Source organism: Micromonospora sp. NPDC005163, assembly GCF_053599835.1.
The window spans coordinates 39,473-62,411 of record NZ_JBSFYP010000038.1; the positions used below are offsets into that span (position 1 = coordinate 39,473).

Here is a 22,939-nt window from a genome sequence, read left to right on the forward strand (position 1 = left end):
AGCCACGCGAGCAGCGCGGCTCGTCGGGTCAGGGGCGGGCGAACAGCGGCCCGTAGTTCGACCGGAACATCTGCTCGCCGAGGCGGCGCAGCACCAGGTCGCGCAGCGCGGGCGACAGCCCGGTGGCCTTGTCCCGGCGGTGCGTCTGGCTGAGTACCCAGTCGGTACGCGGGCGGCGGCGCGTCTCGTACCCGTGCAACGCCTCGGCGATGCTTCCGGCGGCGGCCAGTGACTCGGCGAGCACGATGGCGTCCTCCAGAGCCATGGCCGCGCCCTGGGCCATGTTCGGCGAGGTGGCGTGAGCGGCGTCGCCGATCAGCAGCACCGGCCCCCGGGACCAGGAGTCGAGGACGACCTCCTGGTTCGGCCCGGCGTGCAGGGTGCTGGCGTCGTAGTCGAGGGCCTTGAGCATGGTGGCGGCCGGCTCGGTGAACGTCGCGCCCAGCTCGTCGCGCCAGCCGGGTCGGTCGGCGACCGGTCCGTCGTTGTAGTAGCAGTACGTCTGCTCGGCGCTGATCGGGATCGTCAGGAACTGCCTGCCGCGCCCCAACTGCACCGACCAGACCGGCTCGTCGTCGATCCGGGGAGCGACCCACCGGTACGCGTACTGGCCTAGGTCGCGGGCCGTCTGACCGTTGAAGGCGAGCCGCCGGACCGTCGAGTTCACCCCGTCGGCGCCGATCACCAGGTCGTACCGTGCGCTGCTGTCGTCGTCGAAATCGACGGCGACCACGTCGCCCTCCCGGCGGAGCGCGACCGGCTGGCGGCCCCAGCGGATCGGGGCGTCGCCGACGCCGGCGAGCAGGGCCCGGTGCAACTGCGCCCGGGACAGCGACGCGCAGGGCCCGACGCCCTGCCACAGTGCGGCCACGTCGATGTCGAAGAGCCGGCGTCCGCGCTGGTTGGCGCTGCGCTGCCGCGTGATCTCCACGGCGACGTCGGCGACCGGCTCCCGCAGACCGAGTACGTCGAGCATCCGGGTCGCGTTGCCGGTGAGGTAGATGCCGGTGCCGGAGTCGGCCGGCCCAGGTGCCCGCTCAACCACGTCGGCCGTCGCGCCCCAGTCCCGCAACGCGGACACCGTCGCCAGTCCGGCGACACCACCGCCGACGATCAGTACCCGAACACCGTCACCCCGCACGACATGTACCTCCCCGTTGCCCGTTCCGGCCGGCTGAGCTGCTGCTCAACGGTCCGGCCGCCGCCGCACTCTACGAGGCGGGGAAGGCGGCGGCTGGCATCGGGGACACGGGGTGTGCCGTGCCGGCGGATGGCTGCGACGATCAGGACATGACGACCGCTGAGGCGTACGCCAGGTTTGCCCGCCGCGAGGTGCGCGGGGTCTCGCCCGCGTACGAGCGGCTGTCCCTGGCGGTGTCCCGCGACGACGAGCTGCTCGCCCTGCTCGACGGGCTTCCGCCGGCCAAACGGCAGCCGAACCTGTTGTTCGGTGTCGTCCGGTGGCTCGGCGGCCCGGTCGAGGACCCGGCCGCGTTCCACGACTACGCCGTGGCGAACTGGTCGGCCATCGAGGCGCAGGTGCGGGCTCGGGCCACCCAGACGAACGAGGCCGGGCGGTGCGCGGTCCTGCTGCCGGTGCTCGCCGCGCTGCCGCAGCCGCTCGCTCTACTGGAGGTCGGCGCGTCCGCCGGGCTCTGCCTCTACCCCGACCGGTACGCCTACCGCTACGGCGAGCATCAGGTCGGCTCCGGCGAGCCGGTCCTGGACTGCGCGGCCAGCGGACTGGTACCGCCGGCACGCGTACCCCAGGTGGTGTGGCGGGCCGGCCTGGACCTCAACCCGCTCGACGTGACCGACCCCGACGACGTGTCCTGGTTGGACGCCCTGATCTGGCCGGAGCACGCGCACCGGCGGGCCCGGCTGCGCGCCGCGGCGGCGGTCGCCGCGGCCGACCCACCGCTGCTGGTCCGCGGTGACCTGGTGGACGACCTGCCGGCGCTCGCGGCGCGGGCGCCGGCAGGCGCGACCCTCGTGGTCTTCCACACCTCCGTGCTCTACCAGGTGCCCGTGCCGCGTCGGAAGGCGTTCGTCCGGCTGGTCAGTGGCCTGCCCGGGCACTGGGTCGCGAACGAAGCCCCGGAGGTGCTGCCGTACGACGGGTTGCCCGACCTCCCGGAGGCGGCGCTGCACAACGTCCTCGCCTTGGATGGGAAGCCGCTGGCGTGGACCCGGGGGCACGGCCAGTCGATGACCTGGTTCGGCTGACGCCCCCGGGGCGTCGATGCCGGATACGGGTCAGAGCGAACGGCTGAACTCCATCCGGTCGGCGAAGTTGTCGTAACCCGCACGCTGAAAGCCCTTGAACATCGCGATGTTCTGTACGTCGCAGTCGCCGCGGATCTCTGTGGCACCGTTCTCCGCCAGGATCGCCGTACTCCGTGCCACGACCGACGAGCTGTAGCCCTTGCCCCGGTGGGCGGGAGCGACACCGACGAAGCCGATCACGGGAAAGGCGGGGCTGTGCGCCGGGAGGCTGATCACGGCCGGGGTGCCGTCGGCGTCGTACCCGATCTCCCACCACTGCGGCTCGTGGTGGAGTTCGGCCGATTCCTCGAACAGCAGCTCCGCGGCCTTGCGCCGGCCGTGACGGCGTACGTCTTCGGACAGCCGGGCGTCGGCGGTGTCGGCGAGCAGGGCCTCCAGCAGGTCGACGAAGGGTTCGGGGCCAAGGTCGGCGAGGGATCGGAATCGAAGCCGCTCGTCCTGCGCGGGCAGTTCCCCGCCGGCCAGCCAGCGGAAGCGCCGGCCGTCGCGGGCCACGGTGAATCCGGCCCGGCGCAGCAGTTCACCGCGCCGCTCGGGATGGCGCTGAAACTGTGGTGCCTGGGCCGGGGAATCCACCACGTGCCCCAGTTCCGTGGCACCGAGCGTCCTGGCCAGGGTGGCCATCTCCGCGAGCAGGGCGAGCCCGACGGTCAGGTCGGGGTCGTCCCAGGGGGCTTCCAGGAGCACGACATCGCTCGGCATGTCGTGGCCCGGCATGGTCCACCCGGCGACGCTGCCGATCAGACGGTCGCCGTCCTCGGCCACCAGGCACCACTCCGGCCGCGTGCAGCCCTTGGTGAGTAGGTCGGTCAGGTAGGTGCTGGTCGCGGCATTGCGTCCGGCATCGTTCGCGTCTTGGACGAGCCCGGGGATTTCGTCGGAGCGGGCAACACGGATCGTGGTCACAGGAGGGGCCCTTCAGTGTGGGTGTGGGGCAGCTTACGCAGGGTGCGGCTCGGACATCCGACCGCGCAGGGCCCGGATGAACCAGTCCAGCGCCGGCGCGGTCTGCCCGCCCGTCGGCCAGCCGTTGACCACCGCGAGCAGGTCGAGGTAGCGGTCCCGGCGAGGATCGTTCGCCGTCCCCAGCCGGGTCAGCAGTCGACGCCGCAGATCGGCGCCGTCGGACTGGCCGCTGAGCTGCGCGTACCGGCCGGTGACGGTCTCCACGATGGCGTCGGCGGCCGGCGAGGTCGGGTCGACGCCGGCCGCCAGGGCGGGTGCCACGGCGTCCCGGACCACCGCGACAGCATCCGGGCGGGGCAGCCCCGGGACGTCGTGGTCGGCGGCGTACTGCCGCACCAGTCGCCGCATGCCGGCGCGGAAGTCCGGGTCCCGGGCCAGCTCGGCCAGCTCCACCCACGCCTGTATCTGCGCCGCGCTGGGCTCGTCAGGCAGCTCCGGGGTCAGCGACCGCATGATCCCCGGGTACGCCGGCACGGTCACCAGGCCGTCGAAGACGGCGTCGAGGAAGTCGTCGACCAGCCGGCGACGCTCATGCCCGGAAAGCCGGGCCAGGGTGTGCAGCAGCTCCAACTCGTCGGCTCCGCCGCCGCGCCGGGTCGCCGCGATGAGCACCGCGTGGCGCAGCCGCAGGACGCGGATCTGCACCGCCAACGCCTCGGCGTGTGCGGCGGCCACCTCTGCCAGCGGCACCTCGTGATCGACCACCCGACGGATGGCGGCGAGGTCCACGCCGAGGTCGCGCAGCGTCCGGACCAGCTCCAGCCGGGCGACCGCGTCCGGGCCGTAGCGGCGGTAGCCGGCCGGACTCCGGTCGGTGGGCGGCACGATTCCCCGGTCGGCGTAGTACCGGATGGTCTTGACGCTCAGGCCGGTCCGCCGGGCCAGGTCGCCGATCGTGTAGCGCGTTTCCCCGTTCATGCCCCCACCCTGCTGTCTCCCCCCACTGGAGACTCAACCCAACACCGGCGGCGGCCGCTGACCACGCCCCGGCCGTACCCTGCCACGCGCCCTTTGCTCTGCTTCACTCCACGCAACACTCAGCACGGACAAGTGTTGCCTCCGTTGAAGCAGAGCAAAGGACCACACCCGGGCCTGGGCGCCGGCCGGCGCCGCCGACGGCCGGGAGCGCCGCCTGCGCTGACCCGCCGCCTGCACTGACCCGCCGCCGGCCGGGCGCGGCACTGCGCGAGTGTGGTGCCGTCGGGCGCGGCGAAGGTGGCCATGAGTACGCCCTCCCAGGACGGTTGGCCCGTGCGGAACCGCCCGGGCGATGTGGGTCAGCCGGCCCGCTCGTGGCGCAGCAGGACGACGCCGTTGCCGAAAACCCGGCTGCCGGGCGAATCGTCGGACCCTACGACGAAACCGTCGGATCCTTCGACGACACCGCCGGCATGTCCCGCATCCGGCGCAGCGGGGAGCAGACCACGAACAGGCACGCGGCCCAGGTGCCCAGCACACACACCCAGAGGGCGGCGCGCAGACCCAGCGCGGTGCCGAGCGCGCCGCCGGTCAGCGCCCCGAGCGGGATCACCCCGAGGCAGATCCAGAGGAACGCCGCGTTGACCCGTCCGAGGATCGCCGGCGGGGTGATCCGCTGCCGGTACGACATCGCCGCCACGTTGAACAGCACCGCGTTGGCCGAGAACGCGGCCAGCCCGGCCCCGTAGAGCAGCAGCCCCCAGCCGGGCTGCGCGAGCGGCATGAGCAGGTAGAACGGGCCAGGTGCGGCCATCGCCACCCAGATCACCCGGGCCGAGCCGAGCCAGGCCGTCAGCCGGGCGGCCAGCACCCCCACCACCAGCCCGCCGACCGCGCTGACCGAGAAGACCAGCCCCACCTGCACCGGGTTGGCGTGCAGCTCGCGGACCAGGAAGGTGACCTCGATCGAGCCGGACGCCATCACCCAGAAGTTCGACCAGGTGGTGCACGCCAGGATGCTGACGAGGATCGGTTGCCGCCGGATGAAGCTCAGCCCGTCGGTCAGCTCCACCCGCAGCGGCACCCGGGGGGCCGGCTCGCGGCGTACCGGCGCCTCGCGGATGAGGATCAGCGTCAGCGCGCTGACCAGGAAGGCGAATCCGTTGGTCAGGAAGGTCCGGGCCGCGCCGACCAGCCCGATGAGCACGCCGCTGACCGTCGGGCCGACCAGTTCGGCGGCATCCTCGCTGATGGTGAGCTTGGCATTGCCGTCCACCAGCAGGTCCGCCGGCACCAGCCGGGGCAGCAGGGTCTTGTACGCCACCGTGAACAGCACGGTCAGCACCCCGCCCAGCCCGACCACCGCGTACAGGAAGGTAAGGGTGAGTTGGCCGACCAGAGCGGCCACCGGCAGCGACAGCATGAGCGCGGCCCGACCCAGGTCACACGCGATCATCAGCCGCCGCTGGTCGAGCCGGTCGGCGACGATGCCCGCCGGCAGCGAGAAGAGCAGGTACGGCAGCCAGGCCAGGACGGTCAGCAGGGAGACCTGGAAGACGCTGGCGTTCAGGGTGTCGGCGGCGAGCAGCGGCACCGCAACGTTGGCGATCCGGGTGCCCAGCTCGCTGACCGTCTGACCACCCCAGAGCAGCAGGAAGCTCCTGCTGCGCCACAGCGACGGGACGGCACCGGTCGCGCTCGCCGGGGCCTGGGTCACCTGCTGGGTCACGATCACAGCCTGTCTGTGCGGTCACGCGTGCCGCCGGCCGGCTGCCCGGGGACCCTACCGGGGCCGCGATCGCACACGACACCGTATTTCGCGCCGCCCGGTCGGGTCGCCGGCCCGCTCAGGGGCAGGGCAGGTACCGTCCCAGGGCCGCGGGACGCCCCAGCGGCGAAAGGAGGCATCCGTGTCCATCGCCCTGATCACCCTCGGCGGCACGATCGCGATGGGCGGCGTCGACACCGGCCGCCCGGGCGTGGTCACCCGACTCACCGGCGCGGACCTCACCGCCGCCGTGCCCGGCCTCGCCGAGCTGGGCGTACCCGTGGACGTGCGCGACACCCACGCGGTGCCCAGCGCTCACCTCACCGGCCGTCAGCTGCTCGACGTGGTCGCGGAGGCGTCCCAGGCGGTGAACGGCGGCGCGACCGGCGTGGTGGTCACCCAGGGCACCGACACGGTGGAGGAGACGGCGTTCCTGGCCGACCTCATCTGGCCGCACGCCGCCCCGCTGGTGTTCACCGGCGCCATGCGCAACCCCACCCTGGCCGGCGCCGACGGGCCGGCGAACCTGCTCGCGGCACTGCGGGTGGCCGCCGCGCCGGCCGCCCGTGACCTGGGCGTGCTCGTCGCCGTCAACGACCAGGTGCACGCCGCCCGCTGGCTGCACAAGACGCACAGCACCAGCACCGCCACCTTCGCCTCGCCCAACGCCGGCCCGCTCGGCCAGGTGATCGAGGGGGAGGTACGGGTGCTGACCCGGCCGCAGCGGCACGAGCCGCTGCCGCCGGTCGACCCGGACCGGCTCGACGCGACCCGGGTGGCCCTGTACGTGGTGACGATGGACGACGACGGGCTGCTGCTGGATGGGTTGGCCGACACCCACCAGGGCCTGGTGGTGGCCGGCTTCGGAGTGGGGCACGTGCCCGCCACCCTGGCTCCGGTGCTCGGTGCCCTCGCCAGCCGGATGCCGGTGGTGCTCACCTCCCGATCCGGGGCCGGGTCGGTGCTGCGGCACACGTACGGGGCGGTCGGCTCGGAGACCGACCTGCAACGGCGTGGGCTGCTCAACGGCGGGTTGCTCGACCCGTACAAGGCGCGCGTGCTGCTGCGCCTGCTGCTCGCCGCCGGTGCCGGCCGGGACGAGGTGGCCGCCGCGCTGGCCCGGCACGGCTGACCACGGGCCGGGCGCTCCGACGGCGTCCCTAGACTGCTGCGGTGACCGGAGAGCGACGACCCCTGGCCGACCGGCCGCTCACCGAGCCGCACCCGTCCCGGCTGCCGCCCGAGCACCCCGACCGGCCCCGGATCCTCGCGGCGCACACGGCCGCGCTCGCCGCCGGGGAGGCGGGCTATCTCGACCCGGCGACCGGGCTGTTCGTGCTCAGCGCCGGTTTCCTGGCCGGCCGCGGCACCTGCTGCGGACGCGGCTGCCGGCACTGCCCGTACGCGGACGACCGGCCGGCCGGATGAGCGCCGGCCAGGTCGCGGCGGACCCGCCGAACGAGGGCTTCCGCCGGGCCCGGACACCCCGTACGGTGTCCGACGGACATCTGGCGGGCACCTTCCGCCGTCGGTCGGCGAGAGGGTGGAGCGTGCGCGGGCGGATCGTGGTCGCCGGGCTGGCGGCGCTGCTGGTGAGCGGCTGCGCCGCCGAGGCCGAGCCGGTGGCGGTGCCACCGCCGGCACCGATCGCGGTGGACGTGCCGGCGGCGTCGTCGGGCGGCGCCTGCCGCCTGCTCGACTTCACGGTCATCGAGCAGCTGGTCAAGGTGCGCTTCGACGTGGCGGCCGCCAGCGAACGGGGCGACACGTTCACCTGCGTCGTCCGGGCCGAGCGCGCGGCGCTGCCGGAGCTGACGCTGAGCGTGACCGACACCAAGATCGACAAGGCCACCTTCGGTGCGGACGTGGTGCCCGACAAGGCGACGAAGGTGACCGGGCTGGGTCAGCAGGCGTACCGGCGGACCATCGCGGCGGCGAGCGGGCGCGGGCCGGTCGCCGAGGTGGGGTGGCTGGCCAGCGAGGGGCGGCTGGCAACGCTGAGCTGGACGGCGGCGCGCGGTGCCCAACGTTCGGCGGCCGAGAAACTGACCGGTGACCTGGTCGCGCTGGCCAAGAAGGTGAACACCCGGACGCTGTGACGCCCGGGTCGCCCTCCTGGCCGGCGGTTGGTCAGTTGGCGGCGACGAAGACCCGGGAGGCGACCTCGCGGGGCAGCCGGACCCGGTCCCCGGAGCGGTCGATCGACACGCCGTCGCGCTCCTGGGCCACGGTCACCGTGGCGCCCGGGTCGACGCCGGCGGCGTGCAGCTGGCGCAGCACGTCGGCGTTGGTCTGCACGCTCTCGCAGATCCGGCGCACCACGACCGGCCCGGAGAGACCGGGGAAGGCCAGGTTGCGCTCACCCTCGCCGGCCTCGGCGGGCGCCGCCTCCGGCGAGCCCAGCTCCTCCAGGCCCGGGATCGGGTTGCCGTACGGGGAGCGGGTCGGCCGATTGAGCAGGTCGTACACCCGCTTCTCCACGGCGTCGCTCATCACGTGCTCCCAGCGGCAGGCCTCCTCGTGGGCCTCCTCGTAGGGCATCCCGATGACGTTGACCAGCAGCAGCTCGGCGAGGCGGTGCTTGCGCATCACGGACACGGCGGTGCCGCGACCCTGGACGGTGAGCATCAGGTGCCGGTCGCCCTCGACGGTGAGCAGGCCGTCGCGCTCCATCCGGGCGACGGTCTGGCTCACGGTGGGACCGCTCTGCTTCAGTCGCTCGGCGATCCGGGCGCGCAGCGGGGGCACACCCTCCTCCTCCAACTCGAGGATGGTGCGCAGGTACATTTCGGTCGTGTCGACGAGCGAGTGAGCGTTTATCTTCATCACCTGTTAGCGAGGACCGTTACCGGAGGCTCTAGTGTCTCACGATCGACCGACGATCGACCACCACCACCCCGGAGGCAGCCGTGGGTGAGCCTGTACCGCTGAGGTGCGGCATCTACTGCCGGATCAGCGGACCGAGAGTCCGAGGAGAAGGGCGTCACGGATCAGGAGGCCGACTGCCGGGAGCTGGTGGCGGCGTTCGGGTGGGAGGTGGCTGAAGTCTTCGTCGACAACGACCTGTCGGCCAGCACCAAGGCCAAGAAGCCCCGGCCGCGGTTCGAGGAGATGATGGAGCAGGCCGAGGCCGGCTCGCTCGATGTGCTCGTCTCGCTGAGCAACAGCCGGTTCACCCGTCGCCCGATGGAGCTTGAGCGGCTGATCACGCTGCACGACGCCAGGGGGACGCTGCTCTATACCGTCAAGAGCGGCAACGACGACCTGTCGACCGCCGATGGCCGCATGGTCGCCCGGATCAAAGCAGCGGTTGACGCCGCGGAGGCCGAGCGGACCGGAGAGCGTGTCGAGCGGGCCGCCAGGCGGCGCCGGGAGGCCGGCGAGCTGCACGGGGGCTCCCGGACGTTCGGCTACGTCCACGACTCGCCGCTCGGGTACTGCCGGGAGAAGGACCCGATTGCCGAGAAGGCCCTCAAGGACGGCAGGGATGTCCTGCTCCAAACCGGCAAGGTGTCCAAGGTCCGGCAGCTTTGGCAGAGCATGGGCGTTCTCACTCCGCTGGGCAAGGAGTGGAATAACGACGGCAACGTGGCCCGAACTCTGCGCAACCCTCGCATCGCCGGCCTTGTGTCGCACGACGGCGAGATCGTCGGGGTGGGCAAATGGCCTGCCATCTTCACCCGCGCGGACCATGAGGCCATCGTCGCGGCTCTGGGCACTCGGGGCGGCAGGGGCAAGGGCGGACCCCCGAGGGCTCGGAAGTACCTGCTGCCGGGGTTCGTGTACTGCATGTGCGGCACCCCGATGTCCGCTCAGGTCTACGTCGCCCCCGAGGGCAAGACCGGCAGCTTCAACCGCTACATCTGCATCAAGCAGAGGGGCGGGTGCGGCCAGGTCTCGCGTCAGCGTCCGTGGCTGGAGCTGGTGGTCAGGGAGTGGGTGGCCGGCGCCATTGAGGGCCGCCTGAGTGTCCCTGAAGGCGAGGATGCGGGCGACCCTAACCCTGTCCTGGAGGCGGAGATTCAGGAGCTGGAGGCGGCGATCAAGCGGGTGCGGAGCGCGCTGGTCAAGGGCGTCTTCACTGACGATGAGGCCCTGGAGGAGATCATCCCGATGCGGGAGCAGATCCAAGCGCTGCGCTCCAAGCAGGGGGAGCTGGCCAGGGAGGCTGCGGCGATCCCGGTCGACAAGGACCAGGAACTAGAAGACTGGCTTGACGATGACCCGGAGACGTTGCACCACCGCAGGGAGATCCTGGGTCGGTACGTCAAGCGGATCATCGTCAAGCCAGTAGGGAAGGGCGGTAGCAACGGAGTGGACGGGCCGCCGATTGACTCGGTGGTTATCGCTCCTCGCGGCTGAGCCTGGCCTTCCGGATAGATCGAAGGATGGCAGTTACCTCGGGGGTCTGCGAGGAGATCCCGCCGGCCGGCGCGTGGATCTCCTGCACCCACCGCATCTGGTTCTGCTCGCCCGGCAAGTGGCGCACGCGGGCGCTGGTGACGGGCACCGGGCCGAGCGGCACGCCGTTCTCCTTCAGCCCGGACGACAAGGCCGAGGCGCAGATCGTGTCCTGCCCGAAGCCCAAGAAGTAGGATCGGGGCATGAAGACGTGGGGGATGGCGGTCGAGTACCGAGGGGCGCCCATCGAGCCGCACCTGGACGGTGGGCGGATCGACGAGCGCGTGGAGTTGGCCAGCATGACGGTGGACGGGGAAAGCAAGACCCGGATCACCGCCTCGGTGACCGCTGAGTCGGAGGAGGAGGCCCGCGCGATCGGGACGGCCGGCATCGCCGAGCTGGCCCGTACCCTGCGCCTGCCGGCGGAGCCCGCCAGCATCAGCGTCACCGCATAGCGCTACCCAGAAGGCCCGGCTCCCTACTCGGGGGTCGGGCCTTCTTGCGTTTCCAGCAGCTCCGGCCGGTGATCCTTGATCCACTTCCCCACGTCGGCCTTGCGCCACACGTTGCCCATGGTCAGCTCAGCGATCGGGTCAGGGAACCCCTTCGAGGAGGCGATCACATGGGCACGCTGACGGGACACGCCACCCAACATCACGCGGATCTCCGCGACTCCCACCAGTTCCACGTCATTGACGGTAGACATGTGCGGAGTGCTACGTGAAGACAACGTCGATCACTGCTGGCGGCCATCACTGACGACTGTCCCGTCGGTTGTTGACGGCCATCACTGACGACTGTCAACCTGTAGGGCATGGAGCTGAGCAACCGAAGTTCGCACTACATGTCCGGCCAGCCGGAAGTCGTCCGCCCCTACGTCGACCCGCGTCGACTGGCGCCGAACCGCCCGCACATCCCGCAGCGACCGATCTGGCAGTGCAGGGTCTCTGCGGTGACCCGTGGCCGTGCGAGCCGTCCCGGCTGCTGATGCTGATGGAATACCGGCGGAACATGATCGCCCTGTCGATCTACATGGGCAGCTACCTACACGACGCGGTCGGCGACCTGATCCGCCTGCACCCGGACACTCCGCCCGACTCCCAGGACTTGTTCGACAGGTTCATCGCTTGGACCAACCCGCGCCGGCACTCTGCGGACGAGACCCAATAGCGCAAGACGAAGGAGGTCCCTGGCCATCGCGGCTTGGGGCCTCCTTTTTGGTGCCCTTTTTCCGTTTGGAAAGTCAGGCGGCGAAGCGGACCCGACTCCAGTCGAAGTGCCCTTTGCCCTCGTGGATGTAGAGCGCGGGCCGCGGAGCGACGCGCCGGGTGAACCGCCCCTCGAACCAGACCTCGCCCTTGCGCCGGCCGTGCTCGCTGGCCGTGGCTCGCAGGTAGGCGCGCGTGTCGGTCACCAGCTCGACGCGGCACCGGACAGGGTGCCGGTCATCGTCGAGCCAGTACGCGAGGTCACCTACCGTGAGCTGCCACACGCGGGGAAGGATACGCCCGGCTCGCGTGGATATGCACGGTAGGTGACCCGCCCCACTGCCTCTGGCCAGCGAAAACGCTAGCGGCGCTCCCGGCTGCCCTGCGCGCTCTGCTTCTCCTGCGCCGCCAGTCGCTGGCCGTACTCGCGGCCGAGGTTGCGGAAGTGGTCCCGGACGCTCTGCGGAAGGTTGCTCATCGTGACTCCCTGTACCTAGTAGAACGGGCGATCGACCGCCGCCGACCCGCGAACCGACGACCGGCATGGTGTTGGATGGTCGCCATGTCCGGTAATCAGGAGCCGCTGGTCGAGGTCGAGCGGCTCGCCGCCGAGCTCGACCGCGCCGACCCGCCCACCCTGCTCGACGTCCGCTGGCGGCTCGCCGGCCCGCCCGGCCGCGACGACTACCTGGCCGGTCACCTGCCCGGCGCGGTCTTCGTCGACCTGGACACCGCGCTCTGCGGGCCGCCCGGTGCGGGCGGCCGGCACCCGCTGCCCGACCCGGCCGCGTTGCAGGCCGCGCTGCGGGCCGCCGGCGTCCGGGCCGGTCACCCCGTGGTGGTGTACGACGGCGGCGACGGGCTGGCCGCCGCCCGGGCCTGGTGGATGCTGCGCTGGGCCGGGCACCGCCCCGTCCGCGTGCTGCACGGTGGCTACCCGGCCTGGGTCGCCGCCGGTCGACCCGTCTCCACCGCGAAGCCCACCCCGGCCCCCGGCGACGTCGAGGTGCGCCCCGGCGATCTTCCGGTGCTCGACGCCGGGCAGGCCGCCGCGCTGGCGGCCGCGGACGACGCCGTACTGCTCGACGTGCGGGCCGCGCCCCGCTACCGGGGTGAGGTCGAGCCGATCGATCCGGTCGCCGGGCACGTCCCGGGCGCGGCGAACCTGCCCGCCGGAGAGTACGTCGACCCGGACGGGCGTTTCCCGGCCGCCGACGTGCTGCGCGAGCGGTTCGCCGCCGCCGGGGTGACCGGGGCGCGGTCGGTGGGGGCGTACTGCGGCTCCGGGGTGACCGCCGCGCAGGCCGTGCTCGCGCTGCACCTGGCGGGCCGACCGGACGCGGCGCTCTACGTCGGATCGTGGAGCAACTGGGTGGCCGACCCGACCCGGCCGGTTGCCTCCGGGCCGACACCCGGCCCCTGAGCAGCGCGTGTGGTGGGCCGGCGACGGTCCTCGTGCGACGATGGGCTCATGTCCGACGACACTGTGGTGGTGTGGGACGAGTCGCTGCTCGCCTACGACATGGGTGACCATCCGCTCGACCCCGTCCGGGTGGAGCTGACCGTCGCGCTCGCCCGTGAGCTGGGCATCCTGGACCGCCCCGGGGTCCGCCTGGTCAAGCCGGAGCCCGCCGACGACGCCCTGCTCACCCGGGTGCACCACCCGGCCTACCTGGCCGCGGTGCGCGCCGCGCCGCGCGACCCGCTCTTCGCCGGGTACGGGCTGGGCACCTCCGACAACCCGGTCTTCGACGGGATGCACGAGTCCAGCGCGCTGGTCGCCGGCGCCACGGTGGCCGCCGCGGAGGCGGTCTGGCGCGGTGAGGCGCGGCGGGCGGTGAGCGTGGCCGGTGGCCTGCACCACGCGATGCCCGCCCGAGCCTCCGGTTTCTGCGTCTACAACGACCCGGCGGTGGCCATCGCCCGCCTGCTCGACCTGGGCGCCGAGCGGATCGCGTACGTGGATGTGGACGTGCACCACGGCGACGGGGTGCAGCAGATGTTCTGGGACGACCCTCGGGTGCTCACGGTCAGCGTGCACGAGACCCCGCTCGCGCTCTTCCCGGGCACCGGTTTCCCGGACGAGACGGGTGGGCCGGGCGCGCAGGGCACCGCGGTCAACATGCCCCTGCCGCCCGGCGTCAACGACACCGGCTGGCAGCGGGCGTTCCATGCGATCGTGCCGTCGGTGCTGCGTGCGTTCCGGCCGCAGGTGCTGGTCAGCCAGTGCGGCGCCGACGGGCACCGGCTGGATCCGCTCGCCGACCTGAACCTCACGGTGGATGGGCAGCGAGCCACCTACGTCGCGCTGCGGGCGCTCGCCGACGAGTTGTGCGACGGCCGCTGGGTCGCCACCGGCGGCGGCGGGTACGCGTTGGTCGAGGTGGTGCCCCGGGCCTGGAGCCACCTGCTGGCAGTGGCCACCGCTGACCCGCTCGACCCGGCCACGCTCACTCCGCCGGCCTGGCGGGCACTGGCCGCCGCCCGTGGTCCGGGCCGGGAGGTGCCGCTGCGGATGACCGACGACGCGGACCCGTCGTACGAGCCGTGGCAGCCGACCGGCGAGCCGAACGCGGTGGACCGGGCGATCGCGGCCACCCGCAAGACGGTCTTCCCGCTGCTCGGGCTCGACCCGTACGATCCGCGGGACTGAGCCGGGCCCGGGGGAGGACCGCGCCGGTGACCACCGTGGACCAGCCGGTGGACGTGCTGCTCAGCGACGGCAGCACCGTCCAGTTGCGACCAATCAGGCCGGATGACGCGCCGGCCGTCGTGGCGATGCACGGCCGGTTCTCCGAACGCACCCGCTACCTGCGCTACTTCTCGCCGTACCCGCGCATCCCCGAGCGGGATCTGATCCGCTTCGTCACGGTCGACCACCACGATCGGGAGGCGTTTGTGGTGCTGGCCGGCGACCGGATCGTCGCGGTCGGCCGCTACGAACGACTGGGCCCGCAGGCCCCGGAGGCGGAGGTCGCCTTCGTGGTGGAGGACGCCCACCAGGGCCGGGGCATCGGCTCGGTGCTGATGGAGCACCTGGCCGACGCCGCACGGCGCAACGGCATCATGAGCTTCGTCGCCGAGGTGCTGCCGGCCAACGGGCAGATGCTGCGGGTCTTCGCCGATTTCGGTTACCAGGTCCAGCGCGAGTTCGCCGACGGGGTGGTGCACCTCAACTTCCCGATCGCGCCCACCGAGGCCACGCTGGAGGTGCAGCGCGGCCGGGAGCACCGTACCGAGGCCCGCTCGATCGCCCGGCTGCTCGCCCCGCGCGGCATCGCCGTCTACGGTGCGAGCGCGACCGGCCAGGGCGTCGGCGCGGCGGTGCTCGGGCACCTGCGCGACGGCGGCTTCACCGGCGCGGTGGTGCCGGTGCACCTGAGTGCGTCGACCGTGGCGGGGCTGCCCGCGTACCCGTCGGCGGTCGAGGCCGGGGTGCCGGTGGACCTGGCGGTGGTGGCGGTGCCGCCGGAGGCGGCGACCGCGGTGGTGGCCGACGCCGCGGTCGCCGGGGTGCACGGCCTGGTGGTCATCTCCGCCGGCTTCGCCGAGGCCGGCGCCGAGGGCGCGGCGGCGCAGCGGGCTCTGGTCCGGGCGGCGCACGCCGCCGGGATGCGGGTGGTCGGCCCGAACTGTCTCGGCGTGGCCAACACCGACCCGGCGGTACGCCTCAACGCCACCCTCGCCCCGGCGCTGCCGCCGGCCGGACGGGTCGGCATCTTCAGCCAGTCCGGCGCGTTCGGGGTGGCGTTGCTCGCCGAGGCTGACCGGCGCGGCCTGGGGCTGTCCAGCTTCGTCTCGGCCGGCAACCGGGCGGACGTGTCCGGCAACGACCTGCTGCAGTACTGGCAGGACGACCCCGCCACCGACGTGATCATGTTGTACCTGGAGACGTTCGGCAATCCGCGTAAGTTCGCCCGGCTGGCCCGGCGGATCGGCCGGGCCAAACCGGTCGTGGCGCTCGCCTCGCCGGCCCGCCCGGTCGGGGTGGGCGACACCGCCGGCCCGGACGAGGTGGCCGTGGCCGCGCTCTTCGCCCAGTCCGGGGTGATCCGGGTGGACACGGTGCCGGAGCTGCTCGACGTGGGGGTGCTGCTGGCCAACCAGCCGCTGCCCGCCGGTGGCCGGGTCGGCGTGGTCGGCAACTCCTCGGCACTCACCGGCCTGGCCGCCAGCGCCTGCGCCGGGCACGGCCTCACCGTCGTCGACGGGTACCCCCGCGACGTCGGGCCGCACGCCGGCGCTGCCGAGTTCGCGACCGCGCTGGCCGAGACGGCCGGCGACGACCGGGTGGACGCCCTGGTGGTCGTCTTCGCCCCGCCGCTGCCCGGCCAGCTGACCGGTGTGGACGCCGACGTCACCGCCGCGCTGCCGGCGGTGCTCGCGTTGGGCAAGCCGACCGTGGCGACCGTCCTGGTCGGCCGGCTGCCGGCGGGGGTGCCGGCGTACGGCGGCGTGGAGGAGGCGGTGCGTGCCCTCGCCCGGGTGCACCGGTACGCCGAGTGGCTGCGCCGGCAGCCCGGGGTGGCACCCGAGCTGCCCCGGATCGACCGGGCTGCCGCACCGGCCGCGCTGCGCGCCGACGCCACCGACCCGATCGCGCTGCTGGCCGCGTACGGCGTCGACGTCGTGGCGTCGGTGCCGGTCGACTCGGTCGACGGCGCGGTCGACGCGGCGGTGCGGTTGGGCTTCCCGGTGGCGCTCAAGGCTGCCGCGCCGGGGCTGCGGCACCGGCTCGACCTCGGCGCGGTCCGGCTGGACCTGCCCGACGAGCCGGCGGTCGGCCGGGCGTACGCCGAGTTGGCGGCCGTCTTCGGCGCGGACGTCCTGGTGCAGCCGATGGTTGCGCCCGGCGTGGCCTGCGTGGTGGAGCTGGTGGAGGATCCGGCGTTCGGGCCGGTTGTCGGCTTCGGTCTGGGCGGCGTCGCCACCGAGTTGCTCGGCGACCGGGCCTGGCGTGCGGTGCCGTTGACCGACCGGGACGCCGCCGAGCTGGTCGACGAGCCGCGGGCGGCGCCGCTGCTGCGCGGGCACCGGGGCGCCGCCCCGGTCGACCGGGCGGCCCTGGCGGATCTGCTGCTGCGGGTCGGTCAGCTCGCCGACGAGCAGCCCCGGGTGCGGTCGCTGACCCTCAACCCGGTGCTCGCCCGCCCGGACGGCATCTCGGTCCTGCACGCGCAGGTGCAGGTCGGCGGCGTGGCCGCCCGCCCGGACACCGGCCCCCGCCGCTTGTAAGGAATTGCACCTTCTTAACGCCTCCGGTAGAGGAAGGGCCCCTTGTTAACCAGGGCTGGCGGGCGAGCGCGGGCGTGCGGCGGATCAGGCGCGGCTGGAGATCTGCTGGATGGCCCAGGCGTTGCCGTCGGGGTCGGTGAAGAAGACGAAGCCGACGTTGTCCAGCGGGTGCGGCGTGGGGCTCGGGTTGGCGCCCAACACCTGGATCTCGCTGACTTCCACACCCCGTTCGACCAGCTCGGTGCGGGCCCGCTCCAGGTCGGGCACCACCAGTTGCAGGCCCTTGAGGGAACCCGGCGGCATGTCCGGGACGGCGCCCTTGCCGATCACGACGGAGCAGCCGGAGCCGGGCGGGGTCAGCTGGACGATTCGCACGTCGTCGCCGATCACCGTGTCGTGGTCGACGGCGAAGCCGAGCCGGTCGGCGTAGAACGTCTTCGCCCGGTCCACATCGGAGACCGGCACGACCACCACTTCCAACGTCCAGTTCACGGTGTCTCTCCTCGCATCGTCGTTGTCAGGCGCAGCAGGTCGGCGAGCCGCGTGAAGCTCTGCCCGACGCCTCGGGCCATCGGGTAGCGCAGCACGGTGTCCCGTCCCTCGGGGGTGGCGTAGCGCAGCGTGGTGGTGACGGTCGTCCGTCCGGCCAGCTCGGTGAACGCGTGGCTGACCAGCGTCTCGCCCGGGTAGGACTGGTCGTCGAAGAGTTCGGTGCAGACCAGCCGGTGCGGTGGCTCGATCTGCCGGTAGACCCCAGCCTGGACCATCCGGGCCCCTTGCGGGCCCAGTGACACGAACCGCCACCGCCCGCCGACCCGCAGGTCGACGTCGCACTCCGCCAGCCGCCAGCCGCGCGCGCCGTACCACCGAACCAGCAGTGTGGGCTGGGTGAAGGCGGCGAACACCAGGTGTGCCGGCGCGTCGAACAGCCGACTCAGCACGATCTCCCGGTCGCCGGGGGTGTGCACGACGACCGGGTCGTCGACGCCCGTCATCCGTCGGTCCCGTCCGGTTGGGCGTGCCGGTGCTCGGCGGCGGTTTCCTCGACGGCCTGGAGTTCGTCGAGCAGGGCATCGAGGCGCTGGTAACTCTCCGCCCAGTAGTCGCGGTAATTGGCGAGCCAGGCCGTCGCCTCCCGCAGCGGTCGGGCCTCCAGTCGGCACGGCCGGCGCTGGGCGTCCCGCCCGCGGCTGACCAGGCCAGCGCGTTCCAGCACCTTGAGGTGCTTGGAGATGGCCGGCTGGCTCATCGCGAAGGGCTCTGCCAGCTCCGTCACGGTCGCCGCACCTCTGGCGAGCCGGGCGAGGATGGCCCGCCGGGTCGGATCGGCCAGCGCCGCGAACGTCGCGTCCAGCAGTTCGGTGCCCACCGCTCATAACCTCCTGGTTTCATAACCAAGTGGTTTGTATCGCGGATCGACGTCACCGTCAAGCACCTCGACAACACGGAAGGCCCCGGCGAACCGCCAGGGCCTTCCGTGGGACCGGTGCGTCAGCAGGCGTACGCCTCCAGGCGCTGGGCGCGCTCCGGCGCGCGCAGCTTCAGCAGCGTCACCTTCTCGATCTGCCGGATCCGCTCCCGAGACAGGCCGAACTCCCGGCCGACCTCGTCCAGGGTGCGCTGCCGGCCGTCGTCCAGCCCGAACCGGAGCCGGATGACCGCCTGCTCCCGCTGGGAGAGAGTGGCCAGCACGATGCTCACCTCGTTGCGCAGCTCGCCCTGCGCGGCCGCGTCACCCGGCTCAACGCGCGGGTCCACCGCGGCCACGAAGTCGCCCAGCGCGCTCTCGCCATCGTCGCCGACGGCCTGGTCCAGGCTGACCGGCTCCCGGTCGTACGAGATCAGCTCGATGACCTGGAACTCGGGGATGTCCAGCGCCCGGGCGACCTCCGCGACGGTGGGTTCGCGGCCCAGCGTCACCGCCAGCTCGCGGCGGGCCCGGACCATCCGGTTGACCTGCTCCACCATGTGCACCGGGATGCGGATGGTGCGGGCCTGGTCGGCCATCGCGCGGGTGATCGCCTGCCGGATCCACCAGGTGGCGTACGTGGAGAACTTGTAGCCCTTGGCGTAGTCGAACTTCTCCACCGCGCGGATCAGGCCGAGGTTGCCCTCCTGGATCAGGTCGAGAAACGCCATCCCGCGTCCGGTGTAGCGCTTGGCGATGCTGACCACCAGCCGCAGGTTCGCCTCCAGCAGGTGGTTCTTGGCCGCCCGGCCCTCCGCGACGATCAGCTCCAGATCGGCCCGCAGCTCCGGTGAGACGGGGGTGCAGGTGGCCAGCTTCTCGTCGGCGAACAGGCCGGCCTCGATCCGGCGGGCCAGGTCGACCTCCTGAGCCGCGGTCAGCAGCTTCGTCCGGCCGATCCCGTTGAGGTAGGCCCGGACCAGGTCGGTGGAGATGCCGCGCTCGTCGGTGGCGTCCAGGTCGACGAGGACCTCGGTGACCCCGTCGGTGTCGGTGCTGGCGGCCGGGCGCGTCCGGTTTTCCGTCATCTGCAGGACCATCTCTGTCTCTCCCCGTGTCCACGTCTGTGCCGTGTCTCCGGCCCAGTGGTGCCGGTGTGACCCACAGCTTGGCGGGCGGGGCGTAAAACGGGAGTGAGGCGATCGGGCACCCGACAGGAATCCGGTCGGATCGGGGCGGGAGTGTGTCGCCCCGGTGTGTCCTTGCCCGCCCCGGCTACCGTGCCGACGGTCGGCCACCCACGGTCGGCGGCGACAGGAGATGGAGAACGACGTGGTCTTCAAGCGGCTCATGCAGGCGATGGGGGTCGGCGGCCCGTCGGTGGAGACGGTGCTCACCAACCCGAACTGCCGACCGGGCGGCCAGTTGGAGGGCCGTATCCAGGTCATCGGCGGTGACCACCAGGTCGACATCGACCACGTGGCGCTGGGGCTGGTCACCCGGGTGGAGGTGGAGAGCGGCGACAACGACTACGACACCACTCAGGAGTTCCACCGCCAGCAGGTCACCGGTGCGTTCCGGCTGGAGCCCGGGCAGCGACACGACATCCCGTTCCGCTTCGACGTGCCCTGGGAGACACCGGTCACCGAGCTGTACGGGCAGCATCTGCACGGCATGACGATGGGGCTGCGTACGGAGCTGGAGGTGGCCCGCGCGGTAGACAAGAGTGACCTGGACGCGGTCTCGGTGCACCCGCTGCCGGCACAGGAGCGGCTGCTCGACGCGTTGCTGCGCCTGGGGTTTCGGTTCGCCCGCGCTGATGTGGAGCGTGGGCACATCTACGGCGTCCGGCAGACGTTGCCGTTCTACCAGGAGATCGAGTTCAACCCGGCGCCGCAGTACGCCCGCTCGATCAACCAGTTGGAGGTCACCTTCATCGCCGACGGGCAGCAGATGCAGGTGGTGCTGGAGGTCGACAAGCGCGGCGGCGTCTTCACCGAGGGTCGGGACGCCTTCGGCCGCTTCACGGTCGACCACGCCACCGCCGACCGCACCGACTGGACCGCCGAACTCGACGGCTGGCTCCGCCAGTCCCTGTCCCGCCGCGGCCTCTTCTCCTGACCCACCCCTCGGCCCCCGGCCCCGCCGATCAGAGGTCCAGGAGGATGGTGCGGGGGCCGATGTTGGTGCTCTCGACGAGCATGTGGGCGCGGAAGCGGCCGGTCTCCACCTTGGCACCGCGCTCGCGGAGCGCCTCGACGACGGCCGTGACCAGCGGTTCGGCCACCTCGGCCGGGGCGGCGGCCGTCCAGCTCGGACGGCGGCCCTTGCGGGCGTCGCCGTAGAGGGTGAACTGGCTGACCACCAGGACCGGCGCACCGGTGTCGGCCGCGGACCGCTCGTCGTCGAGGATCCGCAGCTCGTGCACCTTGCGGGCCATCGTCCGGGCGGTCTCCGGCGTGTCGCTGTGGGTCACCCCGAGCAGCACCAGCAACCCGTCCTCGATCGCGCCGACCACCGCGCCGTCGACCGTCACGCTGGCCCGGCCGACCGTCTGCACCACCGCCCGCATCAGCCGGTCACCGGCGCGATGAAGCCCCGCTCCACCAGGTGCGCGACGATCGGCCCCGCCGCCTCGGCCAGTTCGTCCGGCTCGACCTCGTGCGCCGCCGCCAGCAGGGCGAGCTGGTCACGTAGCGGCAGCCGGCCGTCGGCCCCGCCGACCAGCGCCAGCACCAGCGGGTCGACCTCCTCGGTCCACCGCAGGCCGTCCGGCATCGCGAGGACCTGCCGGTCCACCGCCCAGCCCTCGTCGCCCATGGTGGCCTCCTGGCGCAGCTGGAGGCCGTCGGCGGCCCGGTAGCGCTCGGCGAGCAGCGCCTCGGTGTCGCGTACCCGCAGGAAGTCCTGACGGTCGAACCAGGCGGCGACCTGGTCGCCCAGCGGCGGCTGCACCCGCTGGCGCAGCTCCTCCACCCGGACCACCGGGTCGTCGTGCCCGCCGCGGCGCAGGGACACGATGCCGAAGCCGATCGCCTCCACCTTGTGCGCGTCGAACCAGTCCAGCCAGGCGGCCATCCGCTCCGGGTCGGCGCTCTCGCCGACATCGGTGAGCCACAGGTTGACGTACGCCATGGGGTCGGCCACCTCGCGCTGGATCACCCAGGCGTTCAGGCCGGTCCCGGCGAACCAGCCGGCCACCCGCTCGTCCCACTCCTCACCGGCGACGTGCACCCAGTTCGCCAGGTACTGCATGGTGCCACCCTCGGTGAGCAGGCCGGGGGCGGCGGCGGCCAGCTCGGCGCCGATCGCGTCACCCACCCGGCCGGAGTCGCGGTAGACGTGCGTGGTGGTGCCGGGGCCGACCACGAACGGCGGGTTGCTCACCACCAGGTCGAAGCGGCGGCCGGCGACCGGTGCGACCATGTCGCCGCGCAGCAGTTCCCAGTCCTGGCCGTTGAGGGCGGCGGTCGTCGCGGCGAAGCGCAGGGCCCGCTCCGAGAGGTCCGTGGCGGTCACGGAGCCGGCGTGGGTGGCCAGGTGCAGGGCCTGGATGCCGGAGCCGGTGCCGAGATCCAGCGCGGTGTCGACCGGCCGGCGGACGGTCGCGCCGATCAGGGTCTGGGTGGCCCCGCCGATGCCGAGCACGTGCTCGGAGTGCAGCGGTCGGCCCGGCCGGGCGCTGGCCGGCACGTCGGCGAGCACCCACCAGTCGTCGCCGTACGGCTCCAGGTCGACGCCGGCGCGCAGGCCGTCGCCGTGCCGCTCGACCAGCCCACCGGCCACCGCCTCCGCCACACTCAGCGGAGCCAGCGCGGCGGCCACGGTCGCCTCCGACTCGGTCTGGTCGCAGATGAACACCCGGATCAGTGTGCCGAGCGGGTCGCGCTCCTCGGTGGCCTTCAGCGCGGCCCGGTAGTCGTTGCGCGCGACCGCGCCGGTGGCCTGCGAGCCGAGCCGACCCGCGATCCCGTTGCTGGTGAACCCGGCCCGGGTCAGCGCGGTGCGCAACGCGTCGACGCCGGCAGGGGAGAGCAGCATTTCGTGTTCGTCCACACCGCCATCCTGCCCCCCGCCGCGCGCCCGGTCCGCGGCACCCGCCGGATCGAACCCGGAGCGTCGGTGTTCGTCCCGGGTCGGCGGCCGGGCAGGATGGGGTCATGACGCTCGTGCTGCCCATCGACCCCGAGGCCAACCGGCTGCTGGAGCGGAGCCCGCTGGCCAGGCTCCTCGGCATGGTCCTTGATCAACAAGTGCCGATGGAGAAGGCTTTCTCCTCGCCGTACGTGCTGGCGCAGCGGCTCGGCCACGACCTGGACGCGGCGGAGCTGGCCGGGTATGACCCGGAGGCGCTGGTCGCACTCTTCGCCACCCCGCCCGCCCTGCACCGGTTTCCGAAGGCGATGGCGGCGCGGGTGCAGGACGTGTGTCAGGTCCTGGTGGACCGCTACGACGGCGAGGCCGAGAGGCTCTGGTCGGACGTCGCCGACGGGCCGGAGCTGTTCCGGCGTGTCGCCGAGCTGCCCGGCTTCGGCAAGCAGAAGGCGCAGATCTTCGTGGCCCTGCTCGGCAAGCGGTTCGGCGTGACCCCGCAGGACTGGCGGGAGGCGGCGGGCGGTTACGGCGACCCGGGCGCGTACCGGTCGGTGGCCGACGTCACCGACGCCGACTCGCTGCGCAGGGTGCGGGAGTACAAGCAGCAGATGAAGGCGGCCGCGAAGGCGAAGTCAGCCGACGGCTGACGACCCG

At 72.7% G+C, this 22,939-nt stretch carries 26 protein-coding genes and 1 pseudogene; 14 read left to right on the forward strand and 13 right to left on the reverse strand.

Annotation, left to right across the window (positions count from 1 at the left end):
* Positions 1 to 28 precede the first annotated feature (28 nt).
* Positions 29 to 1,141: an FAD-dependent monooxygenase gene (locus ACWD6N_RS24100; RefSeq protein ID WP_354963156.1), complete on the reverse strand. Its 1,113-nt coding sequence runs from the start codon at positions 1,139 to 1,141 to the stop codon at positions 29 to 31.
* Between the two features lie 149 nt (positions 1,142 to 1,290).
* On the opposite strand from ACWD6N_RS24100, the gene ACWD6N_RS24105 reads away from it, so the two are divergent.
* The gene (locus tag ACWD6N_RS24105) at positions 1,291 to 2,226 is read left to right on the forward strand and encodes a DUF2332 domain-containing protein (RefSeq protein WP_354963155.1); all 936 of its coding nucleotides are present in this window, start codon (positions 1,291 to 1,293) and stop codon (positions 2,224 to 2,226) included.
* 30 nt (positions 2,227 to 2,256) lie between these two features.
* Here the strand turns inward: ACWD6N_RS24105 and ACWD6N_RS24110 are convergent, their stop codons facing one another.
* The 3 genes from ACWD6N_RS24110 to ACWD6N_RS24120 all read right to left on the reverse strand — a co-directional run bounded on the left by ACWD6N_RS24110 (position 2,257) and on the right by ACWD6N_RS24120 (position 5,899).
* On the reverse strand, positions 2,257 to 3,192 hold the full coding sequence (locus ACWD6N_RS24110) for a GNAT family N-acetyltransferase (protein WP_450005179.1): 936 nt from the start codon (positions 3,190 to 3,192) through the stop codon (positions 2,257 to 2,259).
* A 33-nt stretch (positions 3,193 to 3,225) separates the two neighbouring features.
* A complete protein-coding gene (locus tag ACWD6N_RS24115; RefSeq protein ID WP_387325336.1) occupies positions 3,226 to 4,170 on the reverse strand; it encodes a MerR family transcriptional regulator in 945 nt (314 codons plus the stop codon).
* A gap of 433 nt (positions 4,171 to 4,603) precedes the next feature.
* A complete protein-coding gene (locus ACWD6N_RS24120) occupies positions 4,604 to 5,899 on the reverse strand; it encodes an MFS transporter (RefSeq protein WP_354963152.1) in 1,296 nt (431 codons plus the stop codon).
* 181 nt (positions 5,900 to 6,080) lie between these two features.
* Here ACWD6N_RS24120 and ACWD6N_RS24125 point away from each other — a divergent pair, with 181 nt between their 5' ends.
* From ACWD6N_RS24125 to ACWD6N_RS24135, 3 genes are read left to right on the forward strand one after another with little or no spacing between them, the layout of a single operon-like run.
* Positions 6,081 to 7,070, forward strand: a complete 990-nt coding sequence (locus ACWD6N_RS24125) for an asparaginase (RefSeq protein WP_354963151.1) — start codon at positions 6,081 to 6,083, stop codon at positions 7,068 to 7,070.
* Positions 7,071 to 7,111: 41 nt separating this feature from the next.
* Complete coding sequence (locus ACWD6N_RS24130) at positions 7,112 to 7,366, forward strand: DUF5522 domain-containing protein (protein WP_354963150.1); 255 nt, start codon at positions 7,112 to 7,114, stop codon at positions 7,364 to 7,366.
* Positions 7,363 to 8,037: a hypothetical protein gene (locus ACWD6N_RS24135; protein ID WP_354963149.1), complete on the forward strand. Its 675-nt coding sequence runs from the start codon at positions 7,363 to 7,365 to the stop codon at positions 8,035 to 8,037. Before ACWD6N_RS24130 ends, ACWD6N_RS24135 begins: the two co-directional genes overlap by 4 nt.
* 31 nt (positions 8,038 to 8,068) lie before the next feature.
* Here the strand turns inward: ACWD6N_RS24135 and ACWD6N_RS24140 are convergent, their stop codons facing one another.
* Positions 8,069 to 8,767 (reverse strand): metal-dependent transcriptional regulator, encoded by a 699-nt coding sequence (locus ACWD6N_RS24140; protein WP_354963148.1) that lies wholly within the window; start codon positions 8,765 to 8,767, stop codon positions 8,069 to 8,071.
* Between the two features lie 153 nt (positions 8,768 to 8,920).
* On the opposite strand from ACWD6N_RS24140, the pseudogene ACWD6N_RS24145 reads away from it, so the two are divergent.
* From ACWD6N_RS24145 to ACWD6N_RS24160, 4 genes and pseudogenes are all read left to right on the forward strand, one after another.
* Positions 8,921 to 9,310, forward strand: a pseudogene (locus ACWD6N_RS24145) (recombinase family protein); the annotation flags it as partial.
* A 120-nt stretch (positions 9,311 to 9,430) separates the two neighbouring features.
* The gene (locus tag ACWD6N_RS24150) at positions 9,431 to 10,300 is read left to right on the forward strand and encodes a PspA/IM30 family protein (RefSeq protein ID WP_450005180.1); all 870 of its coding nucleotides are present in this window, start codon (positions 9,431 to 9,433) and stop codon (positions 10,298 to 10,300) included.
* A gap of 26 nt (positions 10,301 to 10,326) precedes the next feature.
* On the forward strand, positions 10,327 to 10,533 hold the full coding sequence (locus tag ACWD6N_RS24155) for a hypothetical protein (protein WP_354963146.1): 207 nt from the start codon (positions 10,327 to 10,329) through the stop codon (positions 10,531 to 10,533).
* 9 nt (positions 10,534 to 10,542) lie between these two features.
* Entirely contained in the window at positions 10,543 to 10,794 is a 252-nt protein-coding gene (locus ACWD6N_RS24160; RefSeq protein ID WP_354963145.1) for a hypothetical protein, read from the forward strand.
* 23 nt (positions 10,795 to 10,817) lie between these two features.
* On the opposite strand, the gene ACWD6N_RS24165 is transcribed toward ACWD6N_RS24160, so the two are convergent.
* A complete protein-coding gene (locus tag ACWD6N_RS24165) occupies positions 10,818 to 11,027 on the reverse strand; it encodes a hypothetical protein (RefSeq protein WP_354963144.1) in 210 nt (69 codons plus the stop codon).
* A gap of 248 nt (positions 11,028 to 11,275) precedes the next feature.
* Between ACWD6N_RS24165 and ACWD6N_RS24170 the strand changes: the two genes are divergently transcribed.
* Positions 11,276 to 11,509, forward strand: coding sequence for a hypothetical protein (locus ACWD6N_RS24170; protein ID WP_354963143.1), 234 nt, complete (start codon positions 11,276 to 11,278; stop codon positions 11,507 to 11,509).
* Positions 11,510 to 11,582: 73 nt separating this feature from the next.
* Here the strand turns inward: ACWD6N_RS24170 and ACWD6N_RS24175 are convergent, their stop codons facing one another.
* Positions 11,583 to 11,831 (reverse strand): hypothetical protein, encoded by a 249-nt coding sequence (locus ACWD6N_RS24175; RefSeq protein WP_354963142.1) that lies wholly within the window; start codon positions 11,829 to 11,831, stop codon positions 11,583 to 11,585.
* Between the two features lie 278 nt (positions 11,832 to 12,109).
* Here ACWD6N_RS24175 and ACWD6N_RS24180 point away from each other — a divergent pair, with 278 nt between their 5' ends.
* The 3 genes from ACWD6N_RS24180 to ACWD6N_RS24190 are packed head-to-tail and all read left to right on the forward strand — an operon-like array spanning position 12,110 to position 16,782.
* Complete coding sequence (locus tag ACWD6N_RS24180) at positions 12,110 to 12,970, forward strand: sulfurtransferase (protein ID WP_354963141.1); 861 nt, start codon at positions 12,110 to 12,112, stop codon at positions 12,968 to 12,970.
* A 48-nt stretch (positions 12,971 to 13,018) separates the two neighbouring features.
* Positions 13,019 to 14,200, forward strand: a complete 1,182-nt coding sequence (locus ACWD6N_RS24185) for an acetoin utilization protein AcuC (protein ID WP_354963140.1) — start codon at positions 13,019 to 13,021, stop codon at positions 14,198 to 14,200.
* A gap of 26 nt (positions 14,201 to 14,226) precedes the next feature.
* On the forward strand, positions 14,227 to 16,782 hold the full coding sequence (locus ACWD6N_RS24190) for a bifunctional acetate--CoA ligase family protein/GNAT family N-acetyltransferase (RefSeq protein WP_354963139.1): 2,556 nt from the start codon (positions 14,227 to 14,229) through the stop codon (positions 16,780 to 16,782).
* Positions 16,783 to 16,866: 84 nt separating this feature from the next.
* On the opposite strand, the gene ACWD6N_RS24195 is transcribed toward ACWD6N_RS24190, so the two are convergent.
* The 4 genes from ACWD6N_RS24195 to sigB all read right to left on the reverse strand — a co-directional run bounded on the left by ACWD6N_RS24195 (position 16,867) and on the right by sigB (position 19,278).
* Positions 16,867 to 17,274 carry a VOC family protein gene (locus ACWD6N_RS24195; RefSeq protein ID WP_354963138.1) on the reverse strand — a complete coding sequence of 136 codons (408 nt, stop codon included), beginning with the start codon at positions 17,272 to 17,274 and terminating at the stop codon, positions 16,867 to 16,869.
* Positions 17,271 to 17,777, reverse strand: coding sequence for an SRPBCC family protein (locus ACWD6N_RS24200; RefSeq protein ID WP_354963137.1), 507 nt, complete (start codon positions 17,775 to 17,777; stop codon positions 17,271 to 17,273). The genes ACWD6N_RS24195 and ACWD6N_RS24200 overlap by 4 nt, the downstream gene beginning before the upstream one ends.
* Positions 17,774 to 18,151 (reverse strand): ArsR/SmtB family transcription factor, encoded by a 378-nt coding sequence (locus ACWD6N_RS24205; protein ID WP_354963136.1) that lies wholly within the window; start codon positions 18,149 to 18,151, stop codon positions 17,774 to 17,776. Before ACWD6N_RS24205 ends, ACWD6N_RS24200 begins: the two co-directional genes overlap by 4 nt.
* A gap of 122 nt (positions 18,152 to 18,273) precedes the next feature.
* The gene (gene sigB, locus ACWD6N_RS24210; protein WP_354963135.1) at positions 18,274 to 19,278 is read right to left on the reverse strand and encodes an RNA polymerase sigma factor SigB; all 1,005 of its coding nucleotides are present in this window, start codon (positions 19,276 to 19,278) and stop codon (positions 18,274 to 18,276) included.
* A 244-nt stretch (positions 19,279 to 19,522) separates the two neighbouring features.
* Here sigB and ACWD6N_RS24215 point away from each other — a divergent pair, with 244 nt between their 5' ends.
* Positions 19,523 to 20,311, forward strand: a complete 789-nt coding sequence (locus ACWD6N_RS24215) for a sporulation protein (protein ID WP_354963315.1) — start codon at positions 19,523 to 19,525, stop codon at positions 20,309 to 20,311.
* A 28-nt stretch (positions 20,312 to 20,339) separates the two neighbouring features.
* Here the strand turns inward: ACWD6N_RS24215 and dtd are convergent, their stop codons facing one another.
* Positions 20,340 to 20,762, reverse strand: a complete 423-nt coding sequence (dtd, locus tag ACWD6N_RS24220; protein ID WP_354963134.1) for a D-aminoacyl-tRNA deacylase — start codon at positions 20,760 to 20,762, stop codon at positions 20,340 to 20,342.
* Positions 20,762 to 22,246: a DUF7782 domain-containing protein gene (locus tag ACWD6N_RS24225; RefSeq protein ID WP_354963133.1), complete on the reverse strand. Its 1,485-nt coding sequence runs from the start codon at positions 22,244 to 22,246 to the stop codon at positions 20,762 to 20,764. Before ACWD6N_RS24225 ends, dtd begins: the two co-directional genes overlap by 1 nt.
* Positions 22,247 to 22,350: 104 nt before the next feature.
* Here ACWD6N_RS24225 and ACWD6N_RS24230 point away from each other — a divergent pair, with 104 nt between their 5' ends.
* A complete protein-coding gene (locus tag ACWD6N_RS24230; RefSeq protein ID WP_387325320.1) occupies positions 22,351 to 22,932 on the forward strand; it encodes an HhH-GPD-type base excision DNA repair protein in 582 nt (193 codons plus the stop codon).
* Positions 22,933 to 22,939: the final 7 nt, after the last annotated feature.